General features: G+C 71.6%; 26 protein-coding genes. 9 read left to right on the top strand and 17 right to left on the bottom strand.

Features of this window, described 5'->3' with window-relative positions:
- Positions 1 to 601: DUF1707 SHOCT-like domain-containing protein (locus AXW62_RS12115; protein WP_060944507.1), on the top strand; the 601-nt coding region annotated here is incomplete at its 5' end.
- A 178-nt stretch (positions 602 to 779) separates the two neighbouring features.
- Positions 780 to 1,136, top strand: a complete 357-nt coding sequence (locus AXW62_RS12110) for a WhiB family transcriptional regulator (protein ID WP_020868722.1) — start codon at positions 780 to 782, stop codon at positions 1,134 to 1,136.
- Positions 1,137 to 1,206: 70 nt separating this feature from the next.
- Here the strand turns inward: AXW62_RS12110 and glpX are convergent, their stop codons facing one another.
- Entirely contained in the window at positions 1,207 to 2,238 is a 1,032-nt protein-coding gene (gene glpX, locus AXW62_RS12105; protein WP_030822520.1) for a class II fructose-bisphosphatase, read from the bottom strand.
- Between the two features lie 186 nt (positions 2,239 to 2,424).
- On the opposite strand from glpX, the gene AXW62_RS12100 reads away from it, so the two are divergent.
- The gene (locus AXW62_RS12100) at positions 2,425 to 2,964 is read left to right on the top strand and encodes a DUF4245 domain-containing protein (RefSeq protein WP_030822523.1); all 540 of its coding nucleotides are present in this window, start codon (positions 2,425 to 2,427) and stop codon (positions 2,962 to 2,964) included.
- Positions 2,965 to 3,195: 231 nt separating this feature from the next.
- Here AXW62_RS12100 and AXW62_RS12095 read toward each other — a convergent pair whose 3' ends face one another.
- The 3 genes from AXW62_RS12095 to xseA all read right to left on the bottom strand — a co-directional run bounded on the left by AXW62_RS12095 (position 3,196) and on the right by xseA (position 5,693).
- A complete protein-coding gene (locus AXW62_RS12095) occupies positions 3,196 to 3,786 on the bottom strand; it encodes a malonic semialdehyde reductase (protein ID WP_060944506.1) in 591 nt (196 codons plus the stop codon).
- A gap of 370 nt (positions 3,787 to 4,156) precedes the next feature.
- Positions 4,157 to 4,462: an exodeoxyribonuclease VII small subunit gene (locus tag AXW62_RS12090; protein WP_060944505.1), complete on the bottom strand. Its 306-nt coding sequence runs from the start codon at positions 4,460 to 4,462 to the stop codon at positions 4,157 to 4,159.
- Positions 4,463 to 4,472: 10 nt separating this feature from the next.
- Positions 4,473 to 5,693 carry an exodeoxyribonuclease VII large subunit gene (gene xseA / locus AXW62_RS12085; RefSeq protein WP_174556383.1) on the bottom strand — a complete coding sequence of 407 codons (1,221 nt, stop codon included), beginning with the start codon at positions 5,691 to 5,693 and terminating at the stop codon, positions 4,473 to 4,475.
- Between the two features lie 53 nt (positions 5,694 to 5,746).
- Between xseA and AXW62_RS12080 the strand changes: the two genes are divergently transcribed.
- The gene (locus tag AXW62_RS12080; RefSeq protein WP_173669784.1) at positions 5,747 to 6,760 is read left to right on the top strand and encodes a 4-hydroxy-3-methylbut-2-enyl diphosphate reductase; all 1,014 of its coding nucleotides are present in this window, start codon (positions 5,747 to 5,749) and stop codon (positions 6,758 to 6,760) included.
- Positions 6,757 to 7,548 (top strand): polyphosphate--glucose phosphotransferase, encoded by a 792-nt coding sequence (gene ppgK / locus AXW62_RS12075; RefSeq protein WP_063817567.1) that lies wholly within the window; start codon positions 6,757 to 6,759, stop codon positions 7,546 to 7,548. The genes AXW62_RS12080 and ppgK overlap by 4 nt, the downstream gene beginning before the upstream one ends.
- Here the strand turns inward: ppgK and AXW62_RS12070 are convergent.
- Complete coding sequence (locus tag AXW62_RS12070) at positions 7,454 to 8,125, bottom strand: DUF6542 domain-containing protein (RefSeq protein WP_060944503.1); 672 nt, start codon at positions 8,123 to 8,125, stop codon at positions 7,454 to 7,456. The genes ppgK and AXW62_RS12070 overlap by 95 nt on opposite strands.
- A 186-nt stretch (positions 8,126 to 8,311) precedes the next feature.
- Between AXW62_RS12070 and ychF the strand changes: the two genes are divergently transcribed.
- Complete coding sequence (gene ychF, locus AXW62_RS12065) at positions 8,312 to 9,400, top strand: redox-regulated ATPase YchF (protein WP_030822542.1); 1,089 nt, start codon at positions 8,312 to 8,314, stop codon at positions 9,398 to 9,400.
- A 110-nt stretch (positions 9,401 to 9,510) separates the two neighbouring features.
- On the opposite strand, the gene AXW62_RS12060 is transcribed toward ychF, so the two are convergent.
- The 11 genes from AXW62_RS12060 to AXW62_RS12010 form a co-directional block, all read right to left on the bottom strand.
- The gene (locus AXW62_RS12060; protein WP_060944502.1) at positions 9,511 to 10,092 is read right to left on the bottom strand and encodes a Uma2 family endonuclease; all 582 of its coding nucleotides are present in this window, start codon (positions 10,090 to 10,092) and stop codon (positions 9,511 to 9,513) included.
- Positions 10,093 to 10,489: 397 nt separating this feature from the next.
- On the bottom strand, positions 10,490 to 11,590 hold the full coding sequence (locus AXW62_RS12055) for an FAD-dependent monooxygenase (protein WP_060944501.1): 1,101 nt from the start codon (positions 11,588 to 11,590) through the stop codon (positions 10,490 to 10,492).
- A 356-nt stretch (positions 11,591 to 11,946) separates the two neighbouring features.
- Positions 11,947 to 13,359: an endonuclease domain-containing protein gene (locus AXW62_RS12050; RefSeq protein WP_060944500.1), complete on the bottom strand. Its 1,413-nt coding sequence runs from the start codon at positions 13,357 to 13,359 to the stop codon at positions 11,947 to 11,949.
- 216 nt (positions 13,360 to 13,575) lie between these two features.
- A complete protein-coding gene (locus AXW62_RS12045) occupies positions 13,576 to 14,628 on the bottom strand; it encodes an NAD-dependent epimerase/dehydratase family protein (protein WP_060944499.1) in 1,053 nt (350 codons plus the stop codon).
- Positions 14,625 to 15,071 carry a type II toxin-antitoxin system RatA family toxin gene (locus AXW62_RS12040; protein WP_030822554.1) on the bottom strand — a complete coding sequence of 149 codons (447 nt, stop codon included), beginning with the start codon at positions 15,069 to 15,071 and terminating at the stop codon, positions 14,625 to 14,627. Before AXW62_RS12040 ends, AXW62_RS12045 begins: the two co-directional genes overlap by 4 nt.
- Before the next feature lie 39 nt (positions 15,072 to 15,110).
- Positions 15,111 to 16,280, bottom strand: a complete 1,170-nt coding sequence (locus tag AXW62_RS12035; protein ID WP_060944498.1) for an acyl-CoA dehydrogenase family protein — start codon at positions 16,278 to 16,280, stop codon at positions 15,111 to 15,113.
- Between the two features lie 218 nt (positions 16,281 to 16,498).
- The gene (locus tag AXW62_RS12030) at positions 16,499 to 17,152 is read right to left on the bottom strand and encodes an HAD family hydrolase (RefSeq protein ID WP_051885530.1); all 654 of its coding nucleotides are present in this window, start codon (positions 17,150 to 17,152) and stop codon (positions 16,499 to 16,501) included.
- Between the two features lie 68 nt (positions 17,153 to 17,220).
- A complete protein-coding gene (locus AXW62_RS12025; RefSeq protein WP_060944497.1) occupies positions 17,221 to 18,003 on the bottom strand; it encodes an ABC transporter permease in 783 nt (260 codons plus the stop codon).
- Positions 17,996 to 19,153 (bottom strand): ABC transporter ATP-binding protein, encoded by a 1,158-nt coding sequence (locus AXW62_RS12020; RefSeq protein ID WP_107406267.1) that lies wholly within the window; start codon positions 19,151 to 19,153, stop codon positions 17,996 to 17,998. Before AXW62_RS12020 ends, AXW62_RS12025 begins: the two co-directional genes overlap by 8 nt.
- Entirely contained in the window at positions 19,143 to 19,724 is a 582-nt protein-coding gene (locus tag AXW62_RS12015; RefSeq protein ID WP_244502818.1) for a hypothetical protein, read from the bottom strand. Before AXW62_RS12015 ends, AXW62_RS12020 begins: the two co-directional genes overlap by 11 nt.
- Positions 19,721 to 20,764, bottom strand: coding sequence for a hypothetical protein (locus AXW62_RS12010; RefSeq protein WP_060944495.1), 1,044 nt, complete (start codon positions 20,762 to 20,764; stop codon positions 19,721 to 19,723). The genes AXW62_RS12015 and AXW62_RS12010 overlap by 4 nt, the downstream gene beginning before the upstream one ends.
- A 369-nt stretch (positions 20,765 to 21,133) precedes the next feature.
- Between AXW62_RS12010 and AXW62_RS12005 the strand changes: the two genes are divergently transcribed.
- Together AXW62_RS12005 and AXW62_RS12000 are read left to right on the top strand one after the other, a co-directional pair.
- Positions 21,134 to 22,405 (top strand): aspartate aminotransferase family protein, encoded by a 1,272-nt coding sequence (locus tag AXW62_RS12005; protein ID WP_060944494.1) that lies wholly within the window; start codon positions 21,134 to 21,136, stop codon positions 22,403 to 22,405.
- Positions 22,406 to 22,544: 139 nt separating this feature from the next.
- On the top strand, positions 22,545 to 23,468 hold the full coding sequence (locus AXW62_RS12000) for a class I SAM-dependent methyltransferase (protein WP_060944493.1): 924 nt from the start codon (positions 22,545 to 22,547) through the stop codon (positions 23,466 to 23,468).
- Positions 23,469 to 23,619: 151 nt separating this feature from the next.
- Here the strand turns inward: AXW62_RS12000 and AXW62_RS11995 are convergent, their stop codons facing one another.
- Entirely contained in the window at positions 23,620 to 24,324 is a 705-nt protein-coding gene (locus AXW62_RS11995) for an IclR family transcriptional regulator (RefSeq protein ID WP_060944492.1), read from the bottom strand.
- Between the two features lie 302 nt (positions 24,325 to 24,626).
- Here AXW62_RS11995 and AXW62_RS11990 point away from each other — a divergent pair, with 302 nt between their 5' ends.
- Positions 24,627 to 26,231 (top strand): B12-binding domain-containing radical SAM protein, encoded by a 1,605-nt coding sequence (locus tag AXW62_RS11990; RefSeq protein WP_306305052.1) that lies wholly within the window; start codon positions 24,627 to 24,629, stop codon positions 26,229 to 26,231.
- Positions 26,232 to 26,235 lie beyond the last annotated feature (4 nt).

The following is a 26,235-nucleotide window of genomic DNA, read 5'->3' as shown; positions in this document are numbered from 1 at the left end:
GGCGGAGCTGCGCGCGTCCGACGCGGACCGCGACCGGATCGCGGACGTCCTGCGGGAGGCCCTCGCCGAGGGTCGGCTCCAGCCCGAGGAGCACGCCGAGCGGATCGACGCGGTCTACCGCGCCAAGACCCTCGGCGAGCTGGAGCCCCTGGTCCGCGACCTGCCCGCCGCGCCGGTCCGCGGCGCCGCCCCGGCCGGGGCACACGCCGCCGAGGCGGACTGGCCGCGCGCCGCGCCCGAGTCGGAGAACCTGATGGCGATCTTCGGCGGGTCGGTGCGCAAGGGGCGTTGGCGGGTCAGGCGCCGTACGAACGCCCTGGCGGTCTTCGGCGGTGTCGAGATCGACCTGACCGAGGCGGTCTTCGAGCAGCAGGAGATCGCCATCCACGTGGTGGCCGCCTTCGGCGGAGTGGACATCAAGGTGCCGGAGAACGTCTCGCTGCGCAGCTCGGGATCGGGCGTCTTCGGCGGCTTCGACGTCAAGACCTACGAGGCGCCGGACCCCGACGCGCCGATCGTCCACATCAGCGGTTTCGCCGTCTTCGGCGGGGTGGAGGCCAAGCCCAAGCGGGGAAAACGGCTGAAGAACCTGCGGGCATAAGCCCTGCAGAACGGGCATGCGGGGGAAATTCCGGGCGGGACAACGGTGTGCATAAGCCCGCGCACAGCGGGTAAGGCTTGGTGCATCGTCTCTCGTACGGCTGATGGGGGTGCAAACGGGGCCGTACACCTCGAGGCGGGCAAGGGTGACCACCGGAAGCCGTCGTCAGGAGTAGACCGTGCTGCAACCGCATCAGCCCCTGCTGGAAGCCGCCGTGCCCCCGCAGCGCGTCCCCGCGCGGGATCAGGCCGGCCCCTGGCACTCGGAGGCGGTGTGCCGACGGGATGAGGCCGGGCTGTTCTTCGCTCCTTCCAAGGAGCCCACGGCTGCCAGGCTGTCGCGGGAGGAGGCCGCCAAGCGCGTCTGTGCGCGCTGCCCGGTCATGGTCGAGTGCCGGGAGCACGCACTGCTGCAGCCCGAGCCCTACGGCGTGTGGGGCGGGCTGACCGCGGCCGAGCGCCGGGTCGTGCTGGCCCGCCGCCGGCGCCGGGAGGCGGAGCTGCAGCGCGCGGTGCGGGTCGCCGCCGCGGGCTGAACTCTTCGGGACCTGGGCCGGGCGCCGCCGGGAGGCGGTGCCCGGCCCTCGTCGTCGTGGCCGTACGCGCTCAGCTCGGCCGTTCGAAGTCGACCGAGGCGTAGGCGCGCAGCTTGGCCAGCCGGTGGGTGGAGTCGATCTGCCGGATGGTGCCGGACTTGGACCGCATGACCAGCGACTGGGTGGTGGCGGTCTCCGCGCGGTACCGCACCCCGCGCAGCAGGTCCCCGTCGGTGATGCCGGTGGCGACGAAGAACACGTTGTCGCCGCTGACCAGGTCGTCGGTCTGGAGGACCTGGTCGAGGTCGTGGCCCGCGTCGATGGCGCGCTGCCGCTCCTCGTCGTCCTTGGGCCACAGCTTGGCCTGGATGGTGCCGCCGAGGCACTTGATCGCACAGGCCGCGATGATGCCCTCCGGGGTGCCGCCGATGCCCAGCAGCAGGTCCACCCCGGTGCTCTCGCGGGCGGCCATGATCGCGCCGGCCACATCGCCGTCGGAGATGAACTTGATCCGGGCGCCGGCCTCCCGGATCTCCTGGACGATGCCCTCGTGCCGCGGGCGGTCGAGGACCACCACGGTGACGTCCTCGGGGCTGGACTTCTTGGCCTTGGCGATCCGGCGGATGTTCACCCCGGGCGGCGCGGTGATGTCGACGAACTCGGCGGCGTCGGGGCCGGTGACGAGCTTGTCCATGTAGAAGACGGCCGACGGGTCGAACATGGTGCCCCGCTCGGCGACCGCCAGCACGGAGACGGCGTTGGCCATGCCCTTCGCGGTGAGCGTGGTGCCGTCCACCGGGTCCACGGCCACATCGCACTCCGGGCCGGTGCCGTCGCCCACGCGCTCACCGTTGAAGAGCATCGGCGCCTCGTCCTTCTCCCCCTCCCCGATGACGACGACGCCGTTCATCGAGACGGTGTGCACGAGGGAACGCATGGCCTTGACGGCGGCGCCGTCGGCGCCGTTCTTGTCGCCGCGGCCCACCCATCGGCCGGAGGCCATGGCGCCCGCCTCGGTGACCCGGACGAGTTCCAGGGCGAGGTTGCGATCGGGGGCGGCGGGGCTGACCTCGAGCTGGGACGGCAGATGATGCTCGGTCATCGGAGCGCACCTTTCTGTACGACGACGGACCGGAAGGACTCCTTCTCCCCGAGGGGAGTGCAGGAGAGTGAGGGTGTTCATGACTTTATCCGCTGATTGATGCAGTGAGCAGACAGCCCCACGCATGAGCACGGCCCTGTTGCGAGGCGCGGCGACCGGATGAGGGACGATAGGGGCGTGGCAGGTATGCGTGGCAAAGAGACGATCCGGGACATGGTGCTGTCGCTGGCGGCGATAGGCGTCGTCGTGGCGGCCATCTACCTCTTCGGGATTCCGCACGACGAGGGTGCCAAGGGCGACGGGGTGAAGACGGTGGACTACCGCGTCGAACTGGACACGGCCCGCCGCGCCGCCCCGTACCCGGTGGCCGCCCCCGAGCCCGGGAGCCTGCCCAAGGGCTGGCGCGCGACATCGGTGACCTACCGGGCCGCCGAAGGGCAGAACGGCGCGGCCTGGCACCTCGGCTTCCTCTACCAGAACGAGGAGTACGTCGCGATCGAGCAGAGCGACGGCAAGGCCGTGCCGTTCGTGGAGGACGTCACCCAGCAGGCGCGGGAGACGAAGCGGACGCAGCGGATCGACGGCAAGGAGTGGGTCCGCTACGAGGGCGACAAGTACGACGCGCTGGTGCGCAAGGAGCCGGGCGTGACCACGGTGGTCACCGGGACGGCGTCGTACGGGCGGCTGACGGAAATGGCCGCCGCGCTCACCGAGAAGAAGGGCTGAGCACGGCGGCCACGCTGCGGGCCCGGTCGGCGGCGACGCTGCGGGTCTGGTCGGCGGCGACGCCTCGGGTCTGGTCCGGGCTTCGGCCCGGTTTGGGCTTCGGTCCGGTCTGGGCTTCGGGTCCGGTATGGGCTTCGGCCCGGTCCGGCTCCGGGCCGTCGAGCGACACCGCGCTCCCGGGCACCCCGGAGCCGAACCGAGCCGTGAAGGACCTCAGACCGTTCAGACCGTTCAGACGGTGGTGATGACCTGGTCGTAGTCCAGACGGGGGCCGCGGGGGAACCAGGCGTCCTCGCCCGGCTTGCCGATGTTGACGACCATCAGCGGGGTGTGGTCCTCGTCCAGGAACTCCTTCTGGACCCCGGCCGGGTCGAAACCGGTCATCGGGCCGGCGGCGAGACCGGCGGCGCGGACACCCAGGATGAAGTAACCGGCCTGCAGCGAAGCGTTGAGCGCCGCGGCCTGCTCACGGGCGGAACGCTCGGCGAAGAAGACGTCCTTGGCCTGGGGGAAGTGCGGGAAGAGGGCGGGCAGCTCCTCGTGGAACTCGTTGTCCGCGGCGAGGATCGCGACCAGCGGGGCACTGGCGGTCTTGGGCTGGTTGCCCTCGGCCATGTGCTGGACCAGACGCTCGCGGGCCTCGGCGGAGCGGACCAGCACGATGCGCAGCGGCGACTGGTTGAACGCGGTCGGCGCGTACTTGATCAGGTCGTAGATCGCCTGCACCTGCTCATCGGTCACCGGCTCGTCGGTGAAGGTGTTGGCGGTGCGGGCCTCACGGAAGAGGAGGTCCTGGGCGGCGGGGTCGAGGGCGAGAGCCATGAAAGAAAAACCTCTGTACAAGCGGGGATATCGCTGACGGCCACCACTCTACGGGGTTTAGATTAATGTTCAACTAAAGTCTGGGCCGCAGTACGGCCAAGGTGCTCCGAATCACACCGAAGCGGAACCCGCTGCGTCCCGGGCCGCCTCTGTGTCCCTGGGCCGTCTCGTGTCAGGCGCGCCCCCTGTCTGGGCCGCCCCGGCGTCCGGAGTCACTCCGTCCGGATGGTCCCGCGCCCGGTCGCGGCCTCCTGAACGCCCCGCGCCCAATCGCAGCGCTCCCGAGCGCCCCGCGCCCGAGCACCCTCCGCCGCCCCTCGCCCCGCCCGTGCCCCGGGCCGGGCGGGGGCGTGGGGCGGCAGGGGGGCGGTCAGCTCTCGGGGGCGCTTTCGGCGCCCTCCTCCGCGTCCGCCTCCTCGGCCAGCGCCGCGTCCAGCCGCGCCCGCGCGCCCTCCAGCCAGCGGCGGCAGACCTTCGCCAGCTCCTCGCCCCGCTCCCACAGCGCGAGCGACTCCTCCAGGCTGGTGCCGCCGGCCTCCAGCCGGCGCACCACCTCGACCAGCTCGTCCCGCGCCTGCTCGTAGCCGAGCGTCGTCCCGGCCCGATCGCCCGGGTCGGCCTGTTCGCCCCGCTCGGCCCGTTCCGCCCGCTCGGCCTGCTCGTCCGTCTTCGCCATGCCCCTCACCCTATTCAGCGGGTCCGACAGCGACCCGTACCCGGAACTCGCCCTCGGCGACCCGCGCCCGCAGCTCCTCGTCCTCCGCGACCTCCTCGGCCGCCCGTACCACCGAGCCGTCCGGGTGCTGGAGCACCGCGTAGCCCCGCCGCAGCGTCGCGGCGGGGGAGAGCGCCACCACCCGCGCCTGGGTGTGGGCCAGCTCGGAGTCGGCCCGGTCCAGCAGATGCCCCAGGCAGCGCCGGGCGCGCTCCAGCGTGGCCGTGATCCGCTCCTCGCGCTCGTCCACCATGCGGTGCGGCTCCCGCATGCACGGCCGGGCCAGCGCGGCGGCCAGCCCCCGCTCCTCCCGGTCCAGCAGGCCGTGCACGGTGCGCAGTGCCCGCTCCCGCAGCTGCTGGATGCGCATCAGCTCCTCGCCCACATCCGGCACGATCTTCTTCGCCGCGTCGGTGGGGGTGGAGGCGCGCAGATCGGCGACCAGGTCGAGCAGCGGCGAGTCCGGTTCGTGGCCGATCGCGGAGACCACCGGCGTACGGCAGGCCGCGACCGCCCGCACCAGCTGCTCGTCGGAGAACGGCAGCAGATCCTCCACGCTGCCGCCGCCGCGCGCCACCACGATCACGTCCACGGCCGGCAGCGCGTCCAGCTCCTTGACCGCCTCGATCACCTGGGGCACCGCGTGCACCCCCTGCACCGCCACATTGCGCACCTCGAAGCGGACGGCGGGCCAGCGCAGCCGGGCGTTCTCCAGCACATCGCGCTCGGCGGCCGAGGCGCGCCCGCAGACCAGCCCTATCAGCTGCGGCAGGAAGGGCAGCGGCTTCTTGCGGTCGGCCGCGAACAGCCCCTCCGCCGCCAGCGCCTTCTTCAACCGCTCGAGCCGGGCGAGCAGTTCGCCCACGCCCACCGGGCGGATCTCGGCGGCCCGCAGGGACAGCTGGCCGCGCGGCGCGTACCACTCCGGCTTGGCGTGCACCACGACCCGGGCGCCTTCGGCGACCGTGTCCGCGATCTTGTCGAAGACGGCGCGGAAGCAGGTGACGGTCAGCGAGATGTCGTAACTCGGGTCGCGCAGGGTCAGGAACACCACACCGGCGCCGGGCCGCCGGGACAGCTGGGTGATCTGCCCCTCGACCCACACCGCGCCGAGCCGGTCGATCCAGCCCCCGATCAGCCGGGACACCTCGCCGACCGGGATCGGCGCTTCCGCGGACGTGTTGACAGCCATGACCGCGAGGGTATCGGCCGCGACCGACAGACCCCTGGGTCATCGCCCCTACCATGGGGGACATGACTGCAACCTCCGCCCGCCGGGTCCTGCTCGCGGCCCCCCGTGGCTACTGTGCCGGTGTCGACCGTGCCGTGATCGCTGTCGAGAAGGCCCTGGAGCAGTACGGCGCGCCGATCTACGTGCGCAAGGAGATCGTCCACAACAAATACGTCGTCCAGACCCTGGAGAAGAAGGGCGCCATCTTCGTCGACGAGACGGAGGAAGTGCCCGAGGGGTCCATCGTGATCTTCTCGGCGCACGGCGTCGCACCGGTCGTCCACGAGGAGGCCGCCCAGCGCAGGCTGGCCACCATCGACGCCACCTGCCCGCTGGTCACCAAGGTCCACAAGGAAGCAGTCCGGTTCGCCAAGGAGGACTACGACATCCTCCTGATCGGCCATGAGGGCCATGAAGAGGTCATCGGCACCAGCGGTGAGGCCCCGGAGCACATCACGCTGGTCGACGGCCCCGAGGATGTGAAGAACGTCGAGGTGCGCGACGAGTCCAAGGTCGTGTGGCTCTCCCAGACGACCCTCTCCGTCGACGAGACGATGGAGACCGTGGACGCGCTCAAGGAGCGCTTCCCGAAGCTCATCAGCCCGCCCAGCGACGACATCTGCTACGCGACCCAGAACCGCCAGACCGCGGTCAAGCAGGTGGCCGCCGAGTCCGACCTGGTCATCGTGGTCGGCTCCAAGAACTCCTCCAACTCGGTGCGGCTGGTGGAGGTCGCCCTCGGCGCGGGCGCCAAGGCCGGCCACCTGGTCGACTACGCGAGCGAGATCGACGAGGCGTGGCTGGAGGGCGTCACCACGGTCGGCGTGACCTCCGGCGCCTCCGTGCCGGACGTGCTCGTCGAGGGCGTCCTGGAGTGGCTGGCCGAGCGCGGTTTCGGCGATGTCGAGGTCGTCCAGCCCATGCAGGAGTCCCTGACCTTCTCGCTGCCCAAGGAGCTGCGCCGGGACCTGCGGGCCGAGGCCGCCGCGGCGGCCGCCTCCGGCCGGACGGAGGGGTCCGGGCGGTGACGGACGGGGAGGGGGCCGCCGGGGCGCCGGGGGCGCAGGTGTTCGGTGTCGACATCGGCGGTTCGGGGATCAAGGGCGCGCCGGTGGACCTGGACCGGGGCGAGCCGGCGGCGGAGCGCCACAAGGTGCTCACCCCGCATCCGGCCACGCCCGAGGCGGTCCTGGGCGGGGTGGTGGAGGTCGTCCGGCACTTCGGCTGGTCCGGGCGGCCGGTCGGGGTGACCTTCCCGGGCGTGGTGCGGGGCGGCGTCACCTTCACCGCCGCGAATGTCGACAAGAGCTGGATCGGCACCGATCTGGCGTCGCGGCTCGGCGAGCGGCTGGGCTGTCCCGTGACGGTGCTGAACGACGCGGACGCGGCCGGGGTCGCGGAGGTGACCTTCGGCGCCGCCGCCGGCCGTAAGGGCACCGTGATCGTGCTCACCCTCGGCACCGGCATCGGCAGCGCGATCTTCACCGGCGGGCAGCTGGTGCCCAACGCCGAGCTGGGCCATCTGGAGCTGGACGGCCACGAGGCGGAGAAGCGGGCCTCGACCAAGGCCAAGGAGGACCACGACCTCAGCTGGTCGCAGTGGGCGCGCCGGGTGCAGAAGTACCTCCTGCACCTGGAGATGCTCTTCTCCCCGGAACTCTTCGTCCTGGGCGGCGGGGTGAGCCGTAAGGCGCACAAGTTCCTGCCGTTGATCGAGGGCGTCAGGGCCGAGATCGTGCCTGCGCAGCTCCAGAACAACGCGGGGATCGTGGGTGCCGCGATGGCCGCGGCGGCTGCTGCCGGCGACGCCGGGTGACCAGCACGGCCCGTCGTACCAGCACGATCACCACGGTCAGCAGCGTCCCCGCGTAGAGCCAGCCGGCCTGCAAGGACAGTGCGGTGAACACCCCCACCGCCTGTCCGCCGAACCCGGCCGACCCCTCGTTGACCGGCAGCAGCCCGGCCGTATAGGCCAGCGGCACCGTCACCGGGGCCGCCGGCAGATCGGCGGGGCGCACCCACAGCCCGCAGGCCACGCACACCAGCAGGAAGAACACGCTGTACGCGGTGGGGGAGCCGGAGAACAGCAGCGCGTCGAGGCAGCCGAAGCCGAGCATCGCGAGGGTGGTCAGCAGCCCCGTGCCCAGTCCGGTCAGCCGGGGGCTGGGGAAGGACAGGCTCCGGATCCGCCGCAGGACGGCGGGCAGCGCCGCGGCGGGTCCGGACGGACCCGGCCGCCGCGCCGCTTGCTGTCTCGGGGCCCTCGGTGTGCCGCCGGGGCGCCCACGGCCCTGCCCCGTGCTCCGGCCCCGGCCCCGGTCCGTGTCGTCCGCCGCCGAGCGGGGCTGCGGGGCCGCCGCCCGGCGGGGCGTACGCGTGCTGTAATGCTCCACCCGACCAACGTAGGGCGCCGGAGGACGGGAATCCGGTCTTGGACACGCCCTTCGCAGGACCTTGGCAGTGTGTTCGACTGATTGTCGGCCCGGCCGGGTGATCGGAGGCGGCCCCGTAGACTGGTGGACCGGCCCCGCAGGGGCCCGTCATCAGTCCTCACATTCTCGCTACGGGAAGTCGCCAACGTGTCGCTCACGATCGGAATCGTCGGTCTGCCGAATGTCGGCAAGTCGACCCTTTTCAACGCCCTGACCAAGAACGACGTGCTGGCGGCCAACTACCCGTTCGCCACCATCGAGCCCAACGTCGGCGTGGTCGGTGTCCCCGATCCCCGCCTGGACAAGCTCGCCGAGATCTTCGGCTCGGCCCGCAAGCTGCCCGCCACCGTCGACTTCGTCGACATCGCGGGCATCGTCAAGGGCGCCTCGGAGGGCGAGGGCCTGGGCAACAAGTTCCTGGCGAACATCCGCGAGTCCGACGCCATCTGCCAGGTCATCCGCGCCTTCAAGGACGAGAACGTCGTCCACGTCGACGGCCGGATCTCGCCCAAGAGCGACATCGAGACGATCAACACCGAGCTGATCCTGGCCGACCTCCAGACCATCGAGAAGGTGCTGCCGCGCCTGGTCAAGGAGTCCCGGATCAAGAAGGACAAGCAGCCCCAGGTCAAGGCCGTCGAGGAGGCCAAGGCCATCCTCGAGGAGGGGCGCACCCTCTTCTCCGCCGGCATCGTCCAGGGCAGCGAGCGCGCCGCCCTTCTCCACGAGCTGCACCTGCTCACCACCAAGCCCTTCCTCTACGTCTTCAACGTCGACGAGGAGGAGCTGACCGACGAGTCCTTCAAGGCCGAGCAGCGCGCCCTCGTCGCCCCCGCCGAGGCGATCTTCCTCAACGCCAAGCTCGAGGCCGACCTGGCCGAGCTGGACGAGGAGGAGGCCCTCGAGCTCCTCCAGTCCGTGGGCCAGGAGGAACCGGGCCTCGCCACCCTCGCCCACGTCGGCTTCGACACCCTGGGCCTGCAGACCTACCTCACGGCCGGCCCCAAGGAGTCCCGCGCCTGGACCATCAAGAAGGGCGCCACGGCCCCGGAGGCCGCCGGTGTGATCCACACCGACTTCCAGAAGGGCTTCATCAAGGCCGAGGTCATCTCCTTCGAGGACCTGGTCGAAACCGGCTCGGTCACCGAGGCCCGCGCGGCGGGCAAGGCCCGTATGGAGGGCAAGGACTATGTGATGCGGGACGGGGACGTGGTGGAGTTCCGCTTCAACGTGTAACCAACTCGTTACCGTGCGCTAGGTGGTTCGTCAAGCGTGCAGATCAGAAGGGGCTGAGCTCTGGCGAGCTCAGCCCCTTCTGCGTTCCCGTGCTGGCTTGGTGCTGACTCCTAGTTGCTCGTCGATGGCGTGAGCCTTTCGAGATCCAGGCTGATGTCGAAAGGCACAGGGCGCTTCAGAGTGCCTCGGAAGATGCCGGCGGGCGCGTAGACGCCAGTTGGTTCGTCGAGCTCGTAGACGTGGACGACAGGGGCGCCGTCTTCGTCCTCGATGCACCAGTAGTGGGGGATGCCGGCCTCCGCGTACTTGCGCAATTTGACCGTGCGGTCCCGGTGCGCGGACTCGGGTGAGACGACCTCGATGACGAGTCGCACCTCGTCCGGCGCGAACCAGGTGCGGTCTCCGTCGTAGTCGGCCGTCGTCAACAGCAGATCCGGCTCGGGCCGGTTTCGCTCGTCGAGTTTTATGGTCATCTCGCGACCGACCCTGACGTCGCCGGGCGCCTGCTCCATGAGAGCCACGGTGAGCATGGTGACGAGGTGGCCGTGCCACCACCTCTGCGGCGACATCATGAAGACAAGCGCTCCGTCGATCAGCTCGGTGTGGCGGGGTGCCTCGGGAAGGCGGTCCAGGTCCTCCGCGAACCAGCCTTCCTCACGCGGCGGGCGCATCCAGTCGGGCAGTGCGGTCATGGCTCAACCGTAGCGATCCGACGAGGCGCGGGCCACGAGATCGTCACCGGGGGACTGCCCTTCCTCTCGGCCCGGAGTCCCAGACCTGTCGCCGGTGCTGATTCTGTGCAGACTTGGATCTCTCAGAAGCCCGTTTCCGCAGGTGGGAGCGTTATGGCGGACGTTCCGCTTCAACGTCTGGCCACCGCCTCAGCGGCGGCGTGATCTGGCGAATGTGCAGGTCAAGCGGGGTCGGTCCCGGCGGGGCCGACCCCTTCGCGGTACCCCGTCGCCGGATCCGGGCCGGAGCGAGGTGACGGGGCGCCGTTGAGTCCTCCTCCAGGGGCCCAGCGCGCTTCGGTACCGCCGGGGCGCGGCCATGGGGTCGGCGGCCGCGGGTGACGGTCCTGGGCCGGGGTCAGGCCGTGGGTGCGGTGGTGGTCATCCAGTGGGTGAAGGCGGCGTAGCGTTCGGCGGACTCGGCGGCACCGTTGGCGTGCTCGACCGCGGCGGCGTGCTCGCGTACCTGCTCGAACCGGATTCGGCGGGCGCTCTCGTAGCGGGCGAGGGCGGTGGCTGTGGTGGATCCGCTCGCCAGTTCGGCGCGTAGCACTCCGGCGTCCTCGATGCCCAGGGTGCCGCCCGCCGCGATGTGCGGGGACAGGCCGTGCGCGGCGTCCCCGATCAGTGCGACCCGGTCCGTGGTCCAGCGCCGCAGCTCGGGGACGAGCATGATCTGATTCTCCAGGATGGACTCCTCCGGCGTCGCGGCGATCATCTCCAGGAGCTCGTCGTGCCAGCCGGACTCGGCCACGTTGCGGGCCCGCCGCAGGGCTCGGTCCCTCTTGCTGCCGACGAGTTCACCGGCGTCGAACTGGCCGACCCACCACATGGTCCGGCCCTGCGCGACGCGCGTGTAGCCGCCTCGGGTCCGCGCGGAGCCGATCGTGACGAACGTGCCCTCCGGTCGCTCGTCCCCGGAGGAGGGCAGCACGGCCCGCCAGGCGTAGTTGCCGGCATGCTGTACCGCCGCGCTGCCGGGCACCAGGGCGGCGCGCACGTCGGAGTACACACCGTCCGCTCCGATCAGCAGATCCGCCCGCAGCGGCGCGCCGTCGGCGAGGTGCACCTCCACGTGTGTGTCGTGTTCGGTGAAGCCGGTGACGTGTGTTCCCAGGCGGATCCGGTCCCGGCCGACGGTGTCGGCGAGAAGGTTGTTCAGGTCCGGCCTCGGCACCATCAGGAACTGGTGGGCGGCCGGGTCGTAGCCGGTCGCGCGCATCGGGTGTCCGGCGGCGTCGAAGAACCAGGCGTCGACGGTCCTGCCCATGCGCCGGACGTCGTCGCCGACGCCGAGGGCGTCCAGTTCCCGCAGCGCGTTGGGCCACAGGCCGATGCCGGCCCCGGCGGCCCGCACCTGCGGCGCGTGTTCCAGCACGGTGACCTCATGCCCGATCAGCCGCAGCGAAGCCGCGGTGGTGAGCCCGACCAGACCCGCTCCCACGATCACGGTGCGCATCGTTCCTCCCCTTGCCGTCCGGTGTGGTGGTGAGACCGGCCGGCGACGGAAGACGGCCAACCGGGCGCCGGACCGTCGGACACGGCGAAGCTCACGCTCTTCACGCAGCCAACTTAGCACTAACCGTTAGTCTTTAAGGGCAAGTCTATTTTCTGATCCGTTAGTGTTATGGCGGCTCGGTTCGAGCCGGCTGTCCGGCTCGTCTGGGGTGGTGACCGTCCCCGGCGGGCTCTTGGTGTCGTGGTGGTTCCGCCGGTTGCGCGGCCGGTGAACCCCGCGACCGGGCGCCCACATCCACGGCCGATGTGGGCGCCCGGAGTTCCCTGAAACAGCGTCAGGCCATCTGCGGCGCCTGCTCAGAACAGTGCCAGGCCCTCGCCGCTGGTGTCCGCGATGACCGGCCGGATCTCGGCAGGGAGGCCGTCCAAGCGGTCAGGACCGGCCGCGGCGGCCACCGCTGGGGCCGTCTCGGCCAGCCAGACGCGGAACCGCTCGGCGGCTTCGCGGTAGGGGACGCGTGCCAGGACACGGTGCTCGCCGGAGGGGCAGAAGTCGACGGCGACGGTGAGGAGACAGGAACGGGGCGCGTTCTGACTGCCCGTCCAGGACACGCGCAGGACACCGCAGGGCGCGCGCCCGCGGGAGGCGGGGTGGGTCGGGCGCAGCGATCGGCAGGCTGTGTGGGCGGTCCAGGCGGCGAGGTGCGGCAGGGGCAGGGTGGTGCGTGCGCGGCAGCCGGGGCAGCGGTGCCAGTGGCGGAGCCAGTGGTCGGCGTCGGTGTGGAAGAGGCGGGTGTAGCGGTTCGCCACGCGGATGTCGTTGCTGTACAGGTGGTCGGGGCGTTCCTGGGTGTTGCAGGACTGGCAGACCGGGGCACGGACGTAGCCGTGTTCGTGGCAGTGGTCGAGGACCGCGGCGGGCGCGGTGCGGCAGACGGCGCACGCCCACCCGGCCATCCTGCGGGAGGTACCGGGCTTCCTGCTGAGCACCGAGTACACCTGGCCTGTCAGCTCTCCGTTGTACGGGCGCGGTGGGGCGGTGCGGCCCTCGGGGTCCGTCGTCCGCCCATCGTCGGTGTCTGGGGCCTGCCGGGGGCGGGAGGGCTCTGGGGCGTGCCGGGGGCGGGCCTGTGAGTGGTGGGAGGGCTCTGGGGCGTGCCGGGGGCGGAAGGGCGGCTCGGTGGCGGCTGCGCTTGCCCGGCGGGTCCGCGCGGCACGCACCCACCGCGTTTCGGCGTGCTCGGCCGCGTCGAGCAGCCTGACCACGGCGCGCGGCAGCCACCACGTCGGCCGCGTCCCGTCGCGGGTCCGCTCCACGAGTATCCGGCGCCAGTCGATCCCGGCCAGGTGGTACGGCCGGACGGCTTCACATCGTGCCGCCCGCTCCGGGCCGCCCGGTTCCCGCGGTTCCTCCGTGAGGCGCCGGCGCCAGCGCAGCGGCGTTTCCTCGTCGCGCTCCTGCCCGGGCGCCGCGCGAAACGGACCGATGCGGACCAGGTCCTGCCGGTCCATCCGCACCGCGTGCAGTTCCGCGGCCGCCCGGCGCACCTCGGCCTCCGGAACGCTCCACTGACCGCCGGTCGCCCGCACCGTCGCCACCACACGGCCGCCGAGCAGGACGTACCCCGCCCGGGGATGGGCAGGCGGGCGGGTGAACGCCCCGGAAGCCGTCGGCACGGCGCTGCCGGCCGTCACCTCGACCCACAGAGCGTCCGCGGCACCGAGGGTGATCAGGCCGTCCGTGCGAGGGGGCATGACACGCTCCGACATGCCGACAGGCTAACGGCCCGCAACGCGGCGACGGGTTGGCCCAGCGCCTCGGCAGGCCGGGCCGCCGCCCACGCCGCGTCCGCCGCCCGCGACCCCTTGTCCCTGAGCATCCGGTTCGTCAGTCCCGTGCCCGCGATGGGGTGCGGCGGGTGCGGCGGGTGCGGCGGGTGCGCGGCGGCGTGGGGCGGGCCCGGGCGGGTCCGCGGGGCGCGTGTTCTACGGCCCGCCCGCACCGGCGGGGGCGGGTGCGGAACGCTCTTTCCACGGCTGGGGAATCCGGCGGGCGGCGCCCTCGTGCGTCTCCGCCCAGAGCCGCATCGAGAGGAACAGGGCCTGTTTGCTGTCCGCCACCTGGGTCGTGACGTCGAACGGCTCCGTCACCGACAGATAGCCCTGGTAGGCGCGGAAGGCGGTGACCCGCAACAGCTGCGCACGGTCCAGGTGCTGCTCGGCGAACGGCAGGTGGAAGCGGTTCCACTGCTCGGGTGTGACATGGGGAAGGCGTTCCAGCAGCGGAACCCCGTTCGCGGAACGCCAGGAGTTGAGGGCGGCCCGGATGGTTTCGAACACGTCCTCCATCCGCTGGGCCTCCTTGCCGCGCCCCAGGATCGACAGCCGGTGGCCGGCCGGCGGGCCCGCGGCGATCAGCCGCGTGACGTGCGCGGCTATGTCCTCGGTGCTGACGATGTCCATCAGCCCGTCCTTCTCCCCCACCAGGGCGGGGACGGCGCCGCTGCACAGCGAGGCAGGCAGCCAGAAGAAGCCGCTGAAGCGGTCCAGCGCGCCGTCGGCCCTGGCTCCCATGACGATGGGGAAGCGCACGATGTCGGCGCTGTCGCGGGTGGCGCGCACCAGGCGTTCGGCCGTGGCCTTGGACCACTCGTAGGAGTTGCGGTAGGCGTCCGGGGAGTGTGAGGAGATGTCGCCCTCGAGGCCGGTGGCGTAGGAGGTGGACAGGTGAATGAGGTGGGTTTCGGGGCCGATGAGGGACAGCACGCCGCGCAGCGGCTCGACGTTCGCCTGCTCGGCCTGCTCGTACGGCAGGTTCCAGCGGGTGTCGGCGGCGCAGTGGACCACCGCGTCCCAGGGAACGCGCAGTTCGGGAGGCGGTTCCTCCTGGCCGAGCCGCCAGGTGTGCTGCCGCGGCCCCGCTCCGCCGCGGCGGCTCACGCCGTGTACCTGATGGCCCGCCGCGTCCAGTGCACGCAGGATGACGCTGCCCACGGTTCCGGTCGCGCCGGTCACCAGGATGCGTGCGGGCGTTGTCATGAGGCCACCGTGAGCCGCTGTTCGATGGCGCGCAGCATGTGCTCGGAGTTCTCGCGCAGCGCCCTGGTGGCGACGGGGTTGAGCATGTCGGCCAGCAGCGGGATGCCGATCTCGAACTCGGCCGAGAAGGTGACCACCGAGGTCCCGTCTCCGGCGTCGTCGACGCGCCAGTAGCCGAGGAACGTGTCGAGGTCGCCGGAGACCTGGGAGAACGACATCACGCGGTTCTCCTCGTCGAGTTCGTCCTCTTCCACCCACTCCAGTACGGAGCCCTTGAGCAGTACCGACCACGCGCTGGTGCGGGTGCCGGTCTCCGTCTCCCCGAGGACGGTCACCGACTCGACCACTTCCATGTACGTGGCGTAGTCCTCCAGCCGGGTGACGGCCTCCCAGGCGTCGGCCGCCGGAGCCTTGATCGGCAGATTGACCTTGACGTGGGGCATGGCTTGTGTCTCCTTGAGAATCAGGCGGGGTAGGGCGGCTCAGTCGGCCGGGTCGAAGCTGATCGCGCGCCCCGCGCAGAACGCACCGACTGCCTCGTCGCAGGTCAGCAGCGACGGCGGATGGTGGTGGACGGCGAGCGAGTCGATCAGGAGAGAGGCGGCTTGCTGCCCGCGCCCGTAGACGCGGCTGCCGATGACCGGGGTGACGGCGGTCAGCACCCTGTCGCGGGTGTCGCTGAGCGAGGCACGCAGACCCATCGCCGTGGCCAGCGCCGCCTGCCCGCCGACCGTGCCCGACTCGAAGTCCGTGGCGAACTGACGGCAGGCGCCGCCGAGCGTCTGCAGCTCGCGGGTGGCGCGGCCGAGCAGAGCGGTTCTGGGTCCGAACGTGCCCGCCCCGGTCACCTGCCGGTATGCCACGTCCAGCAGTCCGCTGAGGACGCCGTGGTAGGTGGCCGTCAGCAGCACCACGAACCAGGTCATGCCGGAGACGACGTTCTCGTCGATGACATCGGCGGGGCCACGGTGGAAGACCAGCCGGTCGTCGATCTCCACGTCGTTCAGGACCAGCCGGGCGGTGTCGGAATCCGTCATGCCGAGCGAGGGCCATTCGCCCCCGACCTCCAGGCCCGGTGAGGAGCGGGGGCACAGGGCGAGGATCGTCTCGTCGGTGCCGGTGACGCGGGCGGTCAGACACACCAGGGTGGCCGTGGTGGCGAGCGAGCACGGGTACTTCACGCCCGTCACACGGTAGCCCTTGGCGGTCTGGACGGCCTCGGACCGGCTGCTCATGAAGTTGGGGCTGCCGCCCGGTTCCGCGAACGCGGACGCGATCAGGACGCCGGACTCGGCGATCGCCTCCAGCAGCATCCAGGTCGTGTCCCGGTGCCGTCGCCAGTAGTCGGCCATCAGGCCCACCGTGAAGGCGTGCATGTTCAGGGCGATCGCCGCCGAGGGGTCGGCCATGCCCAGCGCCCGCTGGGCGGAGGCCACCTCGAGCAGACTCGCGCCCGCGCCGCCGAGCTCCAGGGGGATCGGCAGTGCCGCGTAACCGCCGGTGGCGAGGTCGCGGATGCGTTCGGGGCCGGTGGCGCCTTCGCGGGCCAGGGGCGGTTTCCACTCCGTGCTCCACCCGCCGTCGAGCAGCGTTCGGTGCGGAGCCTCGCCGTTCGCGGAGTATCCGGCGTCGTTCTTGGTGACCGTGGTCATGACTCTCTCTCCCGGGGCCGGTGCCGGTCCGCCTCCACCGCGCCAGGGCGGGCGGCCGGTGGCAGGGGATCGCACGCGGCGACCGCTCTCGCATGACGTGCGATGGCGGGCGGCACCAGGAACACTAGGCAGAACGATCCGCTGGAATCAGCAGGTGTTTCCCTCTGCGGAACACCGAATCGAGCCAATGCCAGGGGACGGGCGGGAACGGCCGGTGCTCACAGCTCCAGCAGGGTGAGGAGCCGGGCCGGATCGGGATCAGCGGCGTCCACCCGCACGGTGTCCCAGCCGAGCGCGGCGGCCGGCGCGATGTCGAGCTCCTCGGAGTCGCCGACCATCACACGCCGCTCGAAGGCGCCCGCCCCGATCAGCTCAAAGGCGCGCGAGTCGGGTTTCTTCGGCCCGCCGTCCGCGGTGAACAGCGCGCGGTCGTACACCTCCGGCACTCCCGTGCGGCGCAGCAGCCTGCGCATCAGGTTGCCCGGAAGGTAGCAGTTGGACAGCAACCGGACGGTGTGACCGGCGTCGGCGGCCCGGCGCATCGCGTCGGCCACGGGCTCGCACAGCGCGTACTGGTCGGCATCCGTACAGCCGAGCGCGTGCCACAGCGCCTCCTCCAGGTCGGCTCTCGACCGCTGTTCGCCCTGCTTCCGCAGGGCCGCATCCAGCAGGCCGATGGTCGGCGGCTGGAGCGCGGACCGGTCCGACATCGCCGCGAACACGGCGGTGTAGACCGTGTCCACGGTCTGCGCCGCGCACCGCTGGTCCACCCTCAAGACCTCGGCAAGGCGGGTGGTGAACGTCTCGGGGCCCGGCAGCGGCGGGGACATGATGAGTGTTTCGAAGCAGTCGAAGACCACTGCGGCGGGCATGGCTGACCTCTCTTGTGCCGAATCTTGTGCCGAAGTGTCGTTGTCGCACCGCACCGAGCCGGTCCGCTTCAGGACCAGGAGAGCTTGCGGTGGCCGGTGCGGAAGAAGACCAGGGTCAGCACGGTGAACCCGGCCGTGAAGGCGCACAGCACTCCGGCCGGGAGGAGGACCGCGCCCATCCCGCCGCCGTCGAGAATGACGGTGGAGAAGCCGCGCATCGCCCAGTAGCTGGGCACTCCCGGGGCGAGCGGGCGGACCCAGTCCGGCAGCACGGACTGCGGGGTCAGCGCGCCGCCGAGGCCGGCGAAGAGCAGTGCGAGGAGGTTGGCGATGACGCTGAGCTGGGCGATGGAGCGGCACAGCGCCACCAGCGCCATGCCGACCATGACCACGCACGCGGCGAGCGGCACGCCCACCACGGCCAGCGCCAGATAGGAGCCGCGCACCCGCAGCCCGAACAGGGTCCCGCCCGCGCCGAAGAACACGGTGAGCTGGACCAGCGCGACCACCAGCGGTACCACCAGGCGTCCGGTCACCAGCTCGAACGGCCGGGCGGGGCTGACCCGCAGCCGGTCCCAGGTGTTCCAGCCGTGCTCCCGGAACATCGCGAAGCCCACGACGTTCACCAGGAAGAACAGGAACATCACCGCCATGCCGGGCACGCTCTGTTCGGCACCGTTGGCGTCGCGTACGTCGTCGGCCCGCAGCGCCGCGCGGAACAGCGGCTGCATGAAGCTCATGATGAGCAGCGGCATCACCGTACGGATGATCAGCGGTGCGGGATCGCGTACCAGCAGCCTGCAGTCCTGCCGGACCAGCGCGGCGATGCGGCCCAGTGAACCGTCACCCATGCTGTTCCGCCTCGAGGTCGCGGGCGAGTGGACCATGGTCGTCTTCTCCAGGCGGCTCGTCCGGCCCGCCGATGGCTCGCGCGCCGCGGGCCGGGGCGGTGTTCGCCGGTGCTCCGGGGGCCGGCGCCGCCGTCCGGGGCGCGGACGGCGCCGGGGATGGCACCGGGGACGGCGCCGGGGACGCCGGCGGGCGGCGGTCCGGTGCGCCGCTCCCGGTCAGGCGCAGGAAGGCACTTTCCAGACTGGGCTGCACCACACGCATGTTGACCAGCAGCCGAGCCGATTCGCCCAGGGCCGCGAGCACGTCGGCCGTCGCCAGCTGCGGCTGTTCGACGTGTACGCGGAGCACCCCGTCCTCGTCGTGGGTCACCGGCCAGGGAAGGTGCAGCGGGGGCACACCGCCGTGGAAGGTCAGCTCCACGGCGCTGTCCGCGTGGCTGCGGACCAGCTCCGGGAGGGTGCCGCGGGCGATCAGGCGGCCGTGGTCCAGTACGGCCACGCTTGCCTCCAGCGCCTCGACCTCGGGGAGGTAGTGCGTGGAGTAGCAGACGGCCGTACCGTCGTCGGCCAGCTCCTTGACGTAGGCGATGAGCCGGGCCCGGGTCTCCACGTCCACGCCCGCGGTGGGCTCGTCGAGCAGGACCAGCTTCGGCCGGTGCAGCAGGGCCATGGCGGTGTGCACGCGCCGTTGCTCACCTCCGGAGAGGCCGGAGACGCGGCGGTCGAGCAGGGCGGTGAGCCCGAACGGCTCGGCGACCTCCTCGGCGCGTACCCGGGCCCGCTGGCCGCGCAGACCGGCCAGTTCCGCGCAGAACCGCAGGTTCTGCCGCACGGTCAGCGGCGGGTAGACGCCCAGTTCCTGCGGGGCCAGCCCGAGGTCGCGACGGGCCCGGCGCGGGTCCCGGTCGGTAGGGACGCCGTGTATCTCGATCTTCCCTGTATCGGGCCGCAACAGCCCCGCCACCAGGGACATCAGGGTCGTCTTGCCCGCGCCGTTGTGTCCGAGCAGGCCCATGATCTCGCCCTCGGCGATCTCGAGATCGATCCCTTCCAGGGCCGTCGTGGCGCCGTACCGCTTGCTGACCCCGCGCAGGGCCAGTGCCGGTACCGCGGCGCCCTCGGCACGCCGGGCTCCGGGATCAGTCGGCACGGCGGGTCCAGGCCTCCGGCACCATCCCCGGCAGGCCGACGCGCTCCAGCGACGGCTGCCACATGCGGGTCAGCTTGAAGCCCTTCATCAGGCCGCTTCCGGACCGCACGTTGGGCAGCGGTTCGGCGTAACCCAGCAGCGCCTCGGTGTCGCGCAGATGACGCCGGAGCCTCTCCAGCCACTCCTCGCCGCGTTCGCCCACGGCCTCCCAGCCCTCCGCGGCGAGCGTCAGCCCGGCCTCGGCGTCCTCGGCCGCGACCCCGGCGAAGGGGTCGAAGGCCGCCTCGTCGCGGCCGTAGACCAGTTCGCCCTCGGTGCGCAGTCCGCGTACCGACAGGGAGAGCTGCACCAGTTCGTACGCCGCGAGGACGGCCAGCTCGGCCTGTCCCGCGGCGACGGCGCCCTCGATGTCCTCCAGGCGGGCCCGGCAGGTGAGCATCAGACGGGTCGCCCCGTGGGCGCGGAAGGCGAGCAGCCGCCGCAGATCGGTCGGGGGCGCGTCGGTCCGCACCGGGTTCTCCCCCGGACCGGTGGCCGGGTGGCCGGGCGCGGGTGTGCTGGAGCTGGTCACGCGGGCACCTCCGGGTCGGGGAGTGCGACACCGAGCCACACCATGTTGTGAACGAACAGGGGCAGGAGATCGCCGGGCGGACGGGCGCCGACCGGGCCCGACCAGATGACCGCGTCGCTGTCGTCGGGCGGAAGGTCCGGCCGTGGGACCTCAAGGGCGCGCATCTGCCAGCGGTCCACGATCGTACGGTCCTCCAGGGGCGTCACCCCGATACCGGTGGACCAGCGCAGCACCGCGTGCAGCGGGGCGGCGTCACCGACCAGGCGCTCGACGGCGTCGAGGGAGAGCTGGACCCGGTCGCCGGACGGCAGCGGAGAGGTCAGCGTGTCGCGGAGCAGGGCCAGGCCCTCGGTGTCGCTGAGCGCCCGCAGCTTCTCGCCCACCCACTTGGACGTGAAGTACAGCTCGCCGCCCGCCGCGGCCCGCGCGTTGAGCGCGGCGACCACGGCCTCCCGGGCGCGGATCGCGGCCGCCATGGGTTTGGCGTCGCGCAGCCAGCGGGCGGCCAGCGCGAGCCGCTGCGCTTCCACGGTCCACCACTGGCGCACCGCGTCCGCCAGCCACGGACGGCGCAGCCCCGCGTACCAGTCGTCCCATGGCGGCGAGACGACCAGCGGCAGTCCGAGCGCCAGTCGGGTCGTGGTGTTGAGGGTGCGGCGCCGGTGGTTCCACGCCTCCTCGGTGACGGTGGCGAACCGGGGCCAGGGCTCGGCGGTGAGCTCGGCGGCGCTGTTCTGGACGGAGCTGGCCCGGCGGATGCTGACGTCGATCAGCGTTCCGTGTTCATGGGACTGGATGGGGAAGCGGGTGAGCTTGTCGTTCTCCACCAGAACCAGCAAGTCGAGATCGCTGCGGTGGTTACCGAACCCGGTGAGCACCGAACCGGCGGCGACCGCGAGCGCCGGGGTGCCCATCCCCTGATCGGCTTCCTTGAGTACCGCGTCCCGGCTCAGCCCCCGCTGCTCCAGGAACAGGTTCAGACGCTTTTCCAGAGTGGCGGAGTCCGGGAACGCGACAGCACTGGCTGTTGTGGTCTCCATGCGGTCGGTAGCAACCTTTCGGGTACAGATGGCGGCAGCGCGGCGGGCCTGTCCACACGGTGGTTTCCCCGGTGGTTTCGGTATCGGCGATGTCGCTGCCCCGCGCAGCCTCGCAGGCGCCGACGGTCCGTTTCAATCGTCGTTCCGGCAGCCGGAACATCACTTCTCCTCGGCGCGGGCCGGGAGTACAACCGTTGTCCGAAAGGGTTCCCGTCCCCGGTTTCCGGAAGTCCGCCGCGCCCCCGCCGTGTTGTGCGGCGTTCTCGGCGGTCCTGTCATGAACGCGCTGTTTTCTCGGCGGTGCGCGGGTTCAGGGCCCGGCGGACGGCGTGGGCACCTGATATGCCGAATGAGGAAGGGGCGATCCCGATGACCGCGGATGCCAGAGGTGGGACCGCCCGGCGTGCGCTCGACCTGACGCGCAGGCACCTGTCTCCCCAACTGGCCCTCGTCTACGGCATGAACGGCTCCGGCGCGATCGAGATGAGCGGCGAGGGGGCCCGGATACGGCTCTCCGACGGCCGCGGCGCCCTCGACTTCGGGAGCTACGCCGTCACCCTTCTCGGCCAGCGCCACCCGGCCGTCCTCGACGCGGTACGCCGTGAGCTGGACATGATGCCGGTCTCCACCCGCGTCCTGGGCAACCGCACGACCGCGGATCTGGCCGGGGCGCTGGCGGACTGGGCCGATCCGGAGCGGCTGACGAAGGTGTGGCTGGGGCTGAACGGCTGCGACGCCGTTGAGGCGGCGCTCAAGATGGCGCGCCTGGCCACCGGGCGCACCCGCGTCGTCGCCGTCGAGGGCGCCTACCACGGGAAGTCCCTCGGCGCCCTCGCGGCGACCTGGAACGCCCGCTACCGCCGCTCGCTCGAACCGCTGCTCGGCGGCGTGACCCACATCCCCGCGGACACCTCCGCGATCTCCGGTGCCTTCGCGGACGGCGAGGTGGCCGCCGTCCTCGTCGAACCCGTCCAGGGCGAGGGCGGCGTACGGCCGCTGGAGCCCGGGTTCCTGCGGGCCCTTGCCGACGCCGCGCACGAGCACGGGGCCTTCGTACTGGCCGATGAGATCCAGACGGGGCTGCGCCGGTGCGGGCCCCGGCTGGCCAGTATCGCGGCCGGGATCCGGCCTGACGCGGTCTTGCTCGGCAAGGCGCTCGGCGGCGGGGTACAGCCGCTGTCCGCCGTGCTGGCCACGCCGGAGCTGTACGCCCCGCTGGCGGCCGACCCGTTTGTGCACACCACGACCTTCTCCGGGCATCCGCTGGGCGCCGCGGCGGGCATCGCGTCCCTCGCGGCGGTGGAGGAACTCGCCCCGCGCGGCGAGCGGTTGGCGCACCTGTTCGCCTCGGGCCTGGCGCGTCTCGCCCAGCGGCACCCCGACCTGATCACGGAGATACGCGGCCGCGGACTGCTGTGGGGCGTGGAGTTCGCCACGCCCGCGGTGGCCGGAGAGGTCCTGACCGAACTCGGGCGGCACGGCCTCGTGGTCTCTCCCTGCCTGGGGCAGCCGGAGGTGCTCCGGCTGCTCCCGCCGCTGGTCGCCACGGACGAGGAGGCCGAGGAGGCGCTCGCGACCCTGGACGCCGTCTGCGCCGCGGTGCCCGAGGAATTCCGGCCCTCGGCCGTGGCCGCGCCCTGAGCCCCGCCCCTGGCCGCCTCCCTCCCGGGCGCCGGGGCCGACCCACCGGACCGTACGCACCAAGGAGTATCGCTGTGCCGACACGTGAAACCCGCGCGGCAGCCGCCGCCCTCGTCACCTCCGCACCCGAAGGCTCGCGGTGAGCGCGGAGCCCGGCGTCCGGCTCGGCCCCGATGAGGTCCCGTCCGAGCAGCGCGGCGTCCAGTACCGCTACCACCGGGACCTGTTCCCCGCGCTGCACGACTGGGAGAGCACCGAGCGGGCGATCGTGGCGTTCACCGGCGAGGAAGGACCCCGCGGACTGCTCGGTCTGGACCAGATGGGCCACTTCGGACCCCAAGGCTGCGATCTGGTCGCCGACACCGTCGTCACCGCCGCGGGCGACGGTGGTCCGGGCGGTGCCACCGTGGACCTGTGCGAGCTGGGCAGCGGTTTCGGCGGCGCGCTCCGGTACACCGTGGACCGGCTCACCTCGTGCGGAATCACCGTACGGCAGGCCTACGGCGTCGATCTCGTGGCCGAGCACTGCGAGGTGAGCGGTCGCATCAGCCGCGCGCAGGGGCGTGCGGGCATGACGGAGATCTGCGCCTCCGCCACCGACGTTCCGCTCCCCGACGCCTCGCTCGACGTGGTGATGGTGACGGGATCGATGCCGCATTTCCCCGAGCCCGGCGACGTCCTGCGCGAGGCCGCGCGCCTGCTGCGGCCCGGCGGGCTGCTCGTCCTCACCGAGGAGGTGAGCCTGACCCCCGGCGACCAGACGCCCTCCCCGGCGTTTCGCGAGACCCATCCGCACGGGGTCTTCTTCACCACCCCCCTCGCCGACCGCCTGGACCAACTCGACCGGGCGGGCTTCGCCGACGTGGTACGGCGCGACCTGACGGACTGGGCGGTGGCCCTGCTCGCCGACCGGCTCAAGGTGGTACGGATCTTCCGCGGCAGCGTCGCGTCGATCTACGGGTCGGAATCGGCGGACCTGATCCGGGACACCCTCACGGCGGCTCGCGAGGAGTACCTGGCGGGACGCCTGCTGCCCGCGCTGTTCACGGCGCGGCGCAGCTGACATGGCGCCGCGCCACCGGGACGGCCGCCCGGCCGATGACGCCGGCGCCGCCGCCGTGAACGGAACGGAATCCGGCGCGGAAGGCGGCCCCGGCTCACCGCGCGACGGGCGGCACCCGCGCTGCGGGCCCGGGGGAGCGAGGGAGGCAGGATCACACCGCCGGCTGGCCGACCAGCTCGGGAACGCGCCGAAGCGCCTGGGAGATGGCGGCGCACGCGGCCCGCAGATGCGAGGCGGCCGTGACCACCTGTATCCGGTCCTGCGGAGCGGCGACGGCCAGCGCTCCGACCGCCCTGTTCGACACCGTCAGAACGGGCGCCGCGATACCGACGGTGTGCGCGCCGCGGACGGCCACGAACCCCTGGCGCCGCGCCCGGGCCGTCTCACCCTCCGCCGTCCGCGGCCCCCGGCGGTGGCGGACCGTGCCCGCGCCGAGCGCACGGAGCACGTTCTTCGCCGCCTCGGCCGAGGCCCACGTCTCCTCGGCGCCGAGCCGGGTGTCGTCGGCGCCGTATACGCGGCGCACCGTGTCCACCAGTGCCGCGTCGGAGCCGAAGGCGTCGCAGATGAAGACGAAAGCACTTCCCCGCGTACGGTGGTGCAGCTGTTCCGCATAGGGGGAGGCCAGATCGCGCAACCTGAGCTGCCGGGGTACCCGGGCGCCCAGCATGAAAAGGGCGACGCCGAGCCTGAGTCCCTTCTCCCCGCGCTCCAGCACTCCTTCTCTGACGAGTTCCGTGACGATTCGGTGAGCGGTTGCCTTTGGCATATCCGCTCGACGCGCTAACTCGGAGAGAGGGAGTTCCGATTCGCCCGGCCGGAAGCAGTGCAGAATGCAGAGGCCGCGCGCCAGCATCGAGCGAGAGGGTTTTTGAGCAGACACGGCAAATTTCTCCGAATCTAAAGGATCGCTAAGCGGCGTCGGGATCGCTAAGCGGCGTCACCCTCGAAGAGTAACCGTGCGTTGGGACCGCCGTGTGCGTTTCCGGGTGGAAGCGGAGCGGCCCCGCCCCATACCAGTGGCGGTCCCCAAATGGTAGATGGCCTGCCAGGTTTACCAGCCGACGGGCTGCTCAGCGGCTAAAAATTTCTAAGATCGTAGGTATTTCCCTAGGGATCCTTGACGCAAATATTCGGGTATGGGTAGCGTTGGATCTTGTGACAGACGCGAAATCGGGGCATCGGAAAGGGCCCGTCGTGGTCCTGGCCACGCCCTCACCCGTCACCCACCGGACGGCTGAGGAGAATCTCGGGCTCGGCTATCTGGCGGCATTCCTGCGAGAGGCGGGCCATACCGTCGTGGTCGTCGACGGTTGGCTCGAAGGTCTTGACGTTCCGCAACTGGCACAGCGCATATTGGACGCCCGGCCCGGGATGGTGGGATTCGCCTGCTATCGCAGCAACATGGAACGCGCAATGGAGACGATGCGCCTCTTGGGCGAGGCGGGTGCCGACGTCTTCACCGTGGCGGGCGGGTACGGTCCCACCTTCCACACCAACGACTTCCTGGAGGCGGGGTTCAACGCCGTCGTCCGGGGTGAGGGCGAGGTGCCGCTTCTCCGTCTCGCCGAGCACTTACGGGACGGGACGCCCCCGCTGGACCAGATCCCGGGGCTCAGCCACTGGTCCGCCGAGGGCGTGGTGCGCCACAGTCCGGCCCCGGCGCCCAAACTGGCCCTCGACGAGCTGCCCCACCCCTCCCGGGACACCCTGCACCTCACGCTCGCCCGGCGCAGCATGGTGCACGTCCAGACGGCCCGCGGCTGCCAGGCGTCCTGCACCTTCTGCTCCATCGTCGCCTTCGAGCGGGTGGGAGGCGGTGCGACCTGGCGTCAGCGGTCCATCCCCGACGTGGTCGACGAGCTGGAGGCCCTGTGGCGGCGCGGCGCCACGCACTTCAAGGTGATCGACGACTCGCTGCTGGAACCGCCGCGGGACCTCGCCTGGTCCACCGAGTTGGCCGATGAGATCGCCCGGCGGGGGATACAACCGCGGCTGCGCGGCTCGATACGGGCCGACCGGGTGACCGATGAGGTGATCGCCGAGCTGGCACGGGCCGGATTCTTCTCGTTCTCCTGCGGTATCGAGAACTTCGCCCAGTCGGCGCTGCGCCGCATGGCCAAGCGGGCGGACGTCCAGCAGAACCGGCGCGCCCTGGACATCTTCCGCGCCCACGGCATCTACGTACAGGCCGGGCACATCCTGTTCGACGACCGGACCACCCTGGAGGAACTGGAGGAGAACTACCGCGGCATGCGGGAGTACTCCTGGACCATCTCCAAGGGCATCTTCACCGAGATGTACGCCGCGGCCGGGACCAACTTCACCCGCCGGCTCGGCAAGAACGGCACCCTCCAGGTCACCCAGGACATGCTGGGGAACACCCGCTACGAGCTCCTGGACGAACGCGTCCGGCCGCTGTACCAGGGGCTGAAGCAGTGGCACCGGGCGCACTCGCTGATCTACGACAAGGCCATCGATCCACTGTCCGCCCCCAAGGCACTGGACGCCCACGAACTCGCCGTGATGCACCGGCTCGCGCAGGAGCTGCGCCGGGTCGACCTCGACTTCTTCCGCTCGCTGCTGGACCTGGCCGCCGGCCAGTGCTCCACAGCGGCTCTGGACGGCGCTGTCCAGGAGCTGGTGCGTGCCGAACTCGCACGTACCGCCGACTGGTACGAGCGTCTCCACGACCAAGTGATCAGCGCCTACAACGATCTCGGACTGATGTACGACGCGGATGCCAACCCGTTCGTTTGCTGAAGGG

Source organism: Streptomyces hygroscopicus subsp. hygroscopicus (genome assembly GCF_001553455.1).
GTDB classification, from domain to species: Bacteria; Actinomycetota; Actinomycetes; order Streptomycetales; family Streptomycetaceae; genus Streptomyces; species Streptomyces hygroscopicus.
Note: the sequence above shows the minus strand (reverse complement) of the source record. Positions and strands in the feature narration are given on the sequence as shown.

Coding starts and splice junctions, on each gene's coding strand:
- xseA (WP_174556383.1), bottom strand. CDS start 5,693: ATGGCTGTCAACACGTCCGCGGAAGCGCCGATCCCGGTCGGCGAGGTG.
- AXW62_RS12055 (WP_060944501.1), bottom strand. CDS start 11,590: ATGCGCACCGTGATCGTGGGAGCGGGTCTGGTCGGGCTCACCACCGCG.
- AXW62_RS12100 (WP_030822523.1), top strand. CDS start 2,425: ATGCGTGGCAAAGAGACGATCCGGGACATGGTGCTGTCGCTGGCGGCG.
- AXW62_RS12045 (WP_060944499.1), bottom strand. CDS start 14,628: ATGACAACGCCCGCACGCATCCTGGTGACCGGCGCGACCGGAACCGTG.
- AXW62_RS12060 (WP_060944502.1), bottom strand. CDS start 10,092: ATGACCGCACTGCCCGACTGGATGCGCCCGCCGCGTGAGGAAGGCTGG.
- glpX (WP_030822520.1), bottom strand. CDS start 2,238: ATGACCGAGCATCATCTGCCGTCCCAGCTCGAGGTCAGCCCCGCCGCC.
- AXW62_RS12040 (WP_030822554.1), bottom strand. CDS start 15,071: ATGCCCCACGTCAAGGTCAATCTGCCGATCAAGGCTCCGGCGGCCGAC.
- AXW62_RS11995 (WP_060944492.1), bottom strand. CDS start 24,324: ATGCTGGCGCGCGGCCTCTGCATTCTGCACTGCTTCCGGCCGGGCGAA.
- AXW62_RS12050 (WP_060944500.1), bottom strand. CDS start 13,359: ATGTCGGAGCGTGTCATGCCCCCTCGCACGGACGGCCTGATCACCCTC.
- AXW62_RS12005 (WP_060944494.1), top strand. CDS start 21,134: ATGACCGCGGATGCCAGAGGTGGGACCGCCCGGCGTGCGCTCGACCTG.
- AXW62_RS12090 (WP_060944505.1), bottom strand. CDS start 4,462: ATGGCGAAGACGGACGAGCAGGCCGAGCGGGCGGAACGGGCCGAGCGG.
- AXW62_RS12010 (WP_060944495.1), bottom strand. CDS start 20,764: ATGGAGACCACAACAGCCAGTGCTGTCGCGTTCCCGGACTCCGCCACT.
- AXW62_RS12035 (WP_060944498.1), bottom strand. CDS start 16,280: ATGACCACGGTCACCAAGAACGACGCCGGATACTCCGCGAACGGCGAG.
- AXW62_RS12080 (WP_173669784.1), top strand. CDS start 5,747: ATGGGGGACATGACTGCAACCTCCGCCCGCCGGGTCCTGCTCGCGGCC.
- AXW62_RS12095 (WP_060944506.1), bottom strand. CDS start 3,786: ATGGCTCTCGCCCTCGACCCCGCCGCCCAGGACCTCCTCTTCCGTGAG.
- AXW62_RS12030 (WP_051885530.1), bottom strand. CDS start 17,152: ATGCCCGCCGCAGTGGTCTTCGACTGCTTCGAAACACTCATCATGTCC.
- AXW62_RS12025 (WP_060944497.1), bottom strand. CDS start 18,003: ATGGGTGACGGTTCACTGGGCCGCATCGCCGCGCTGGTCCGGCAGGAC.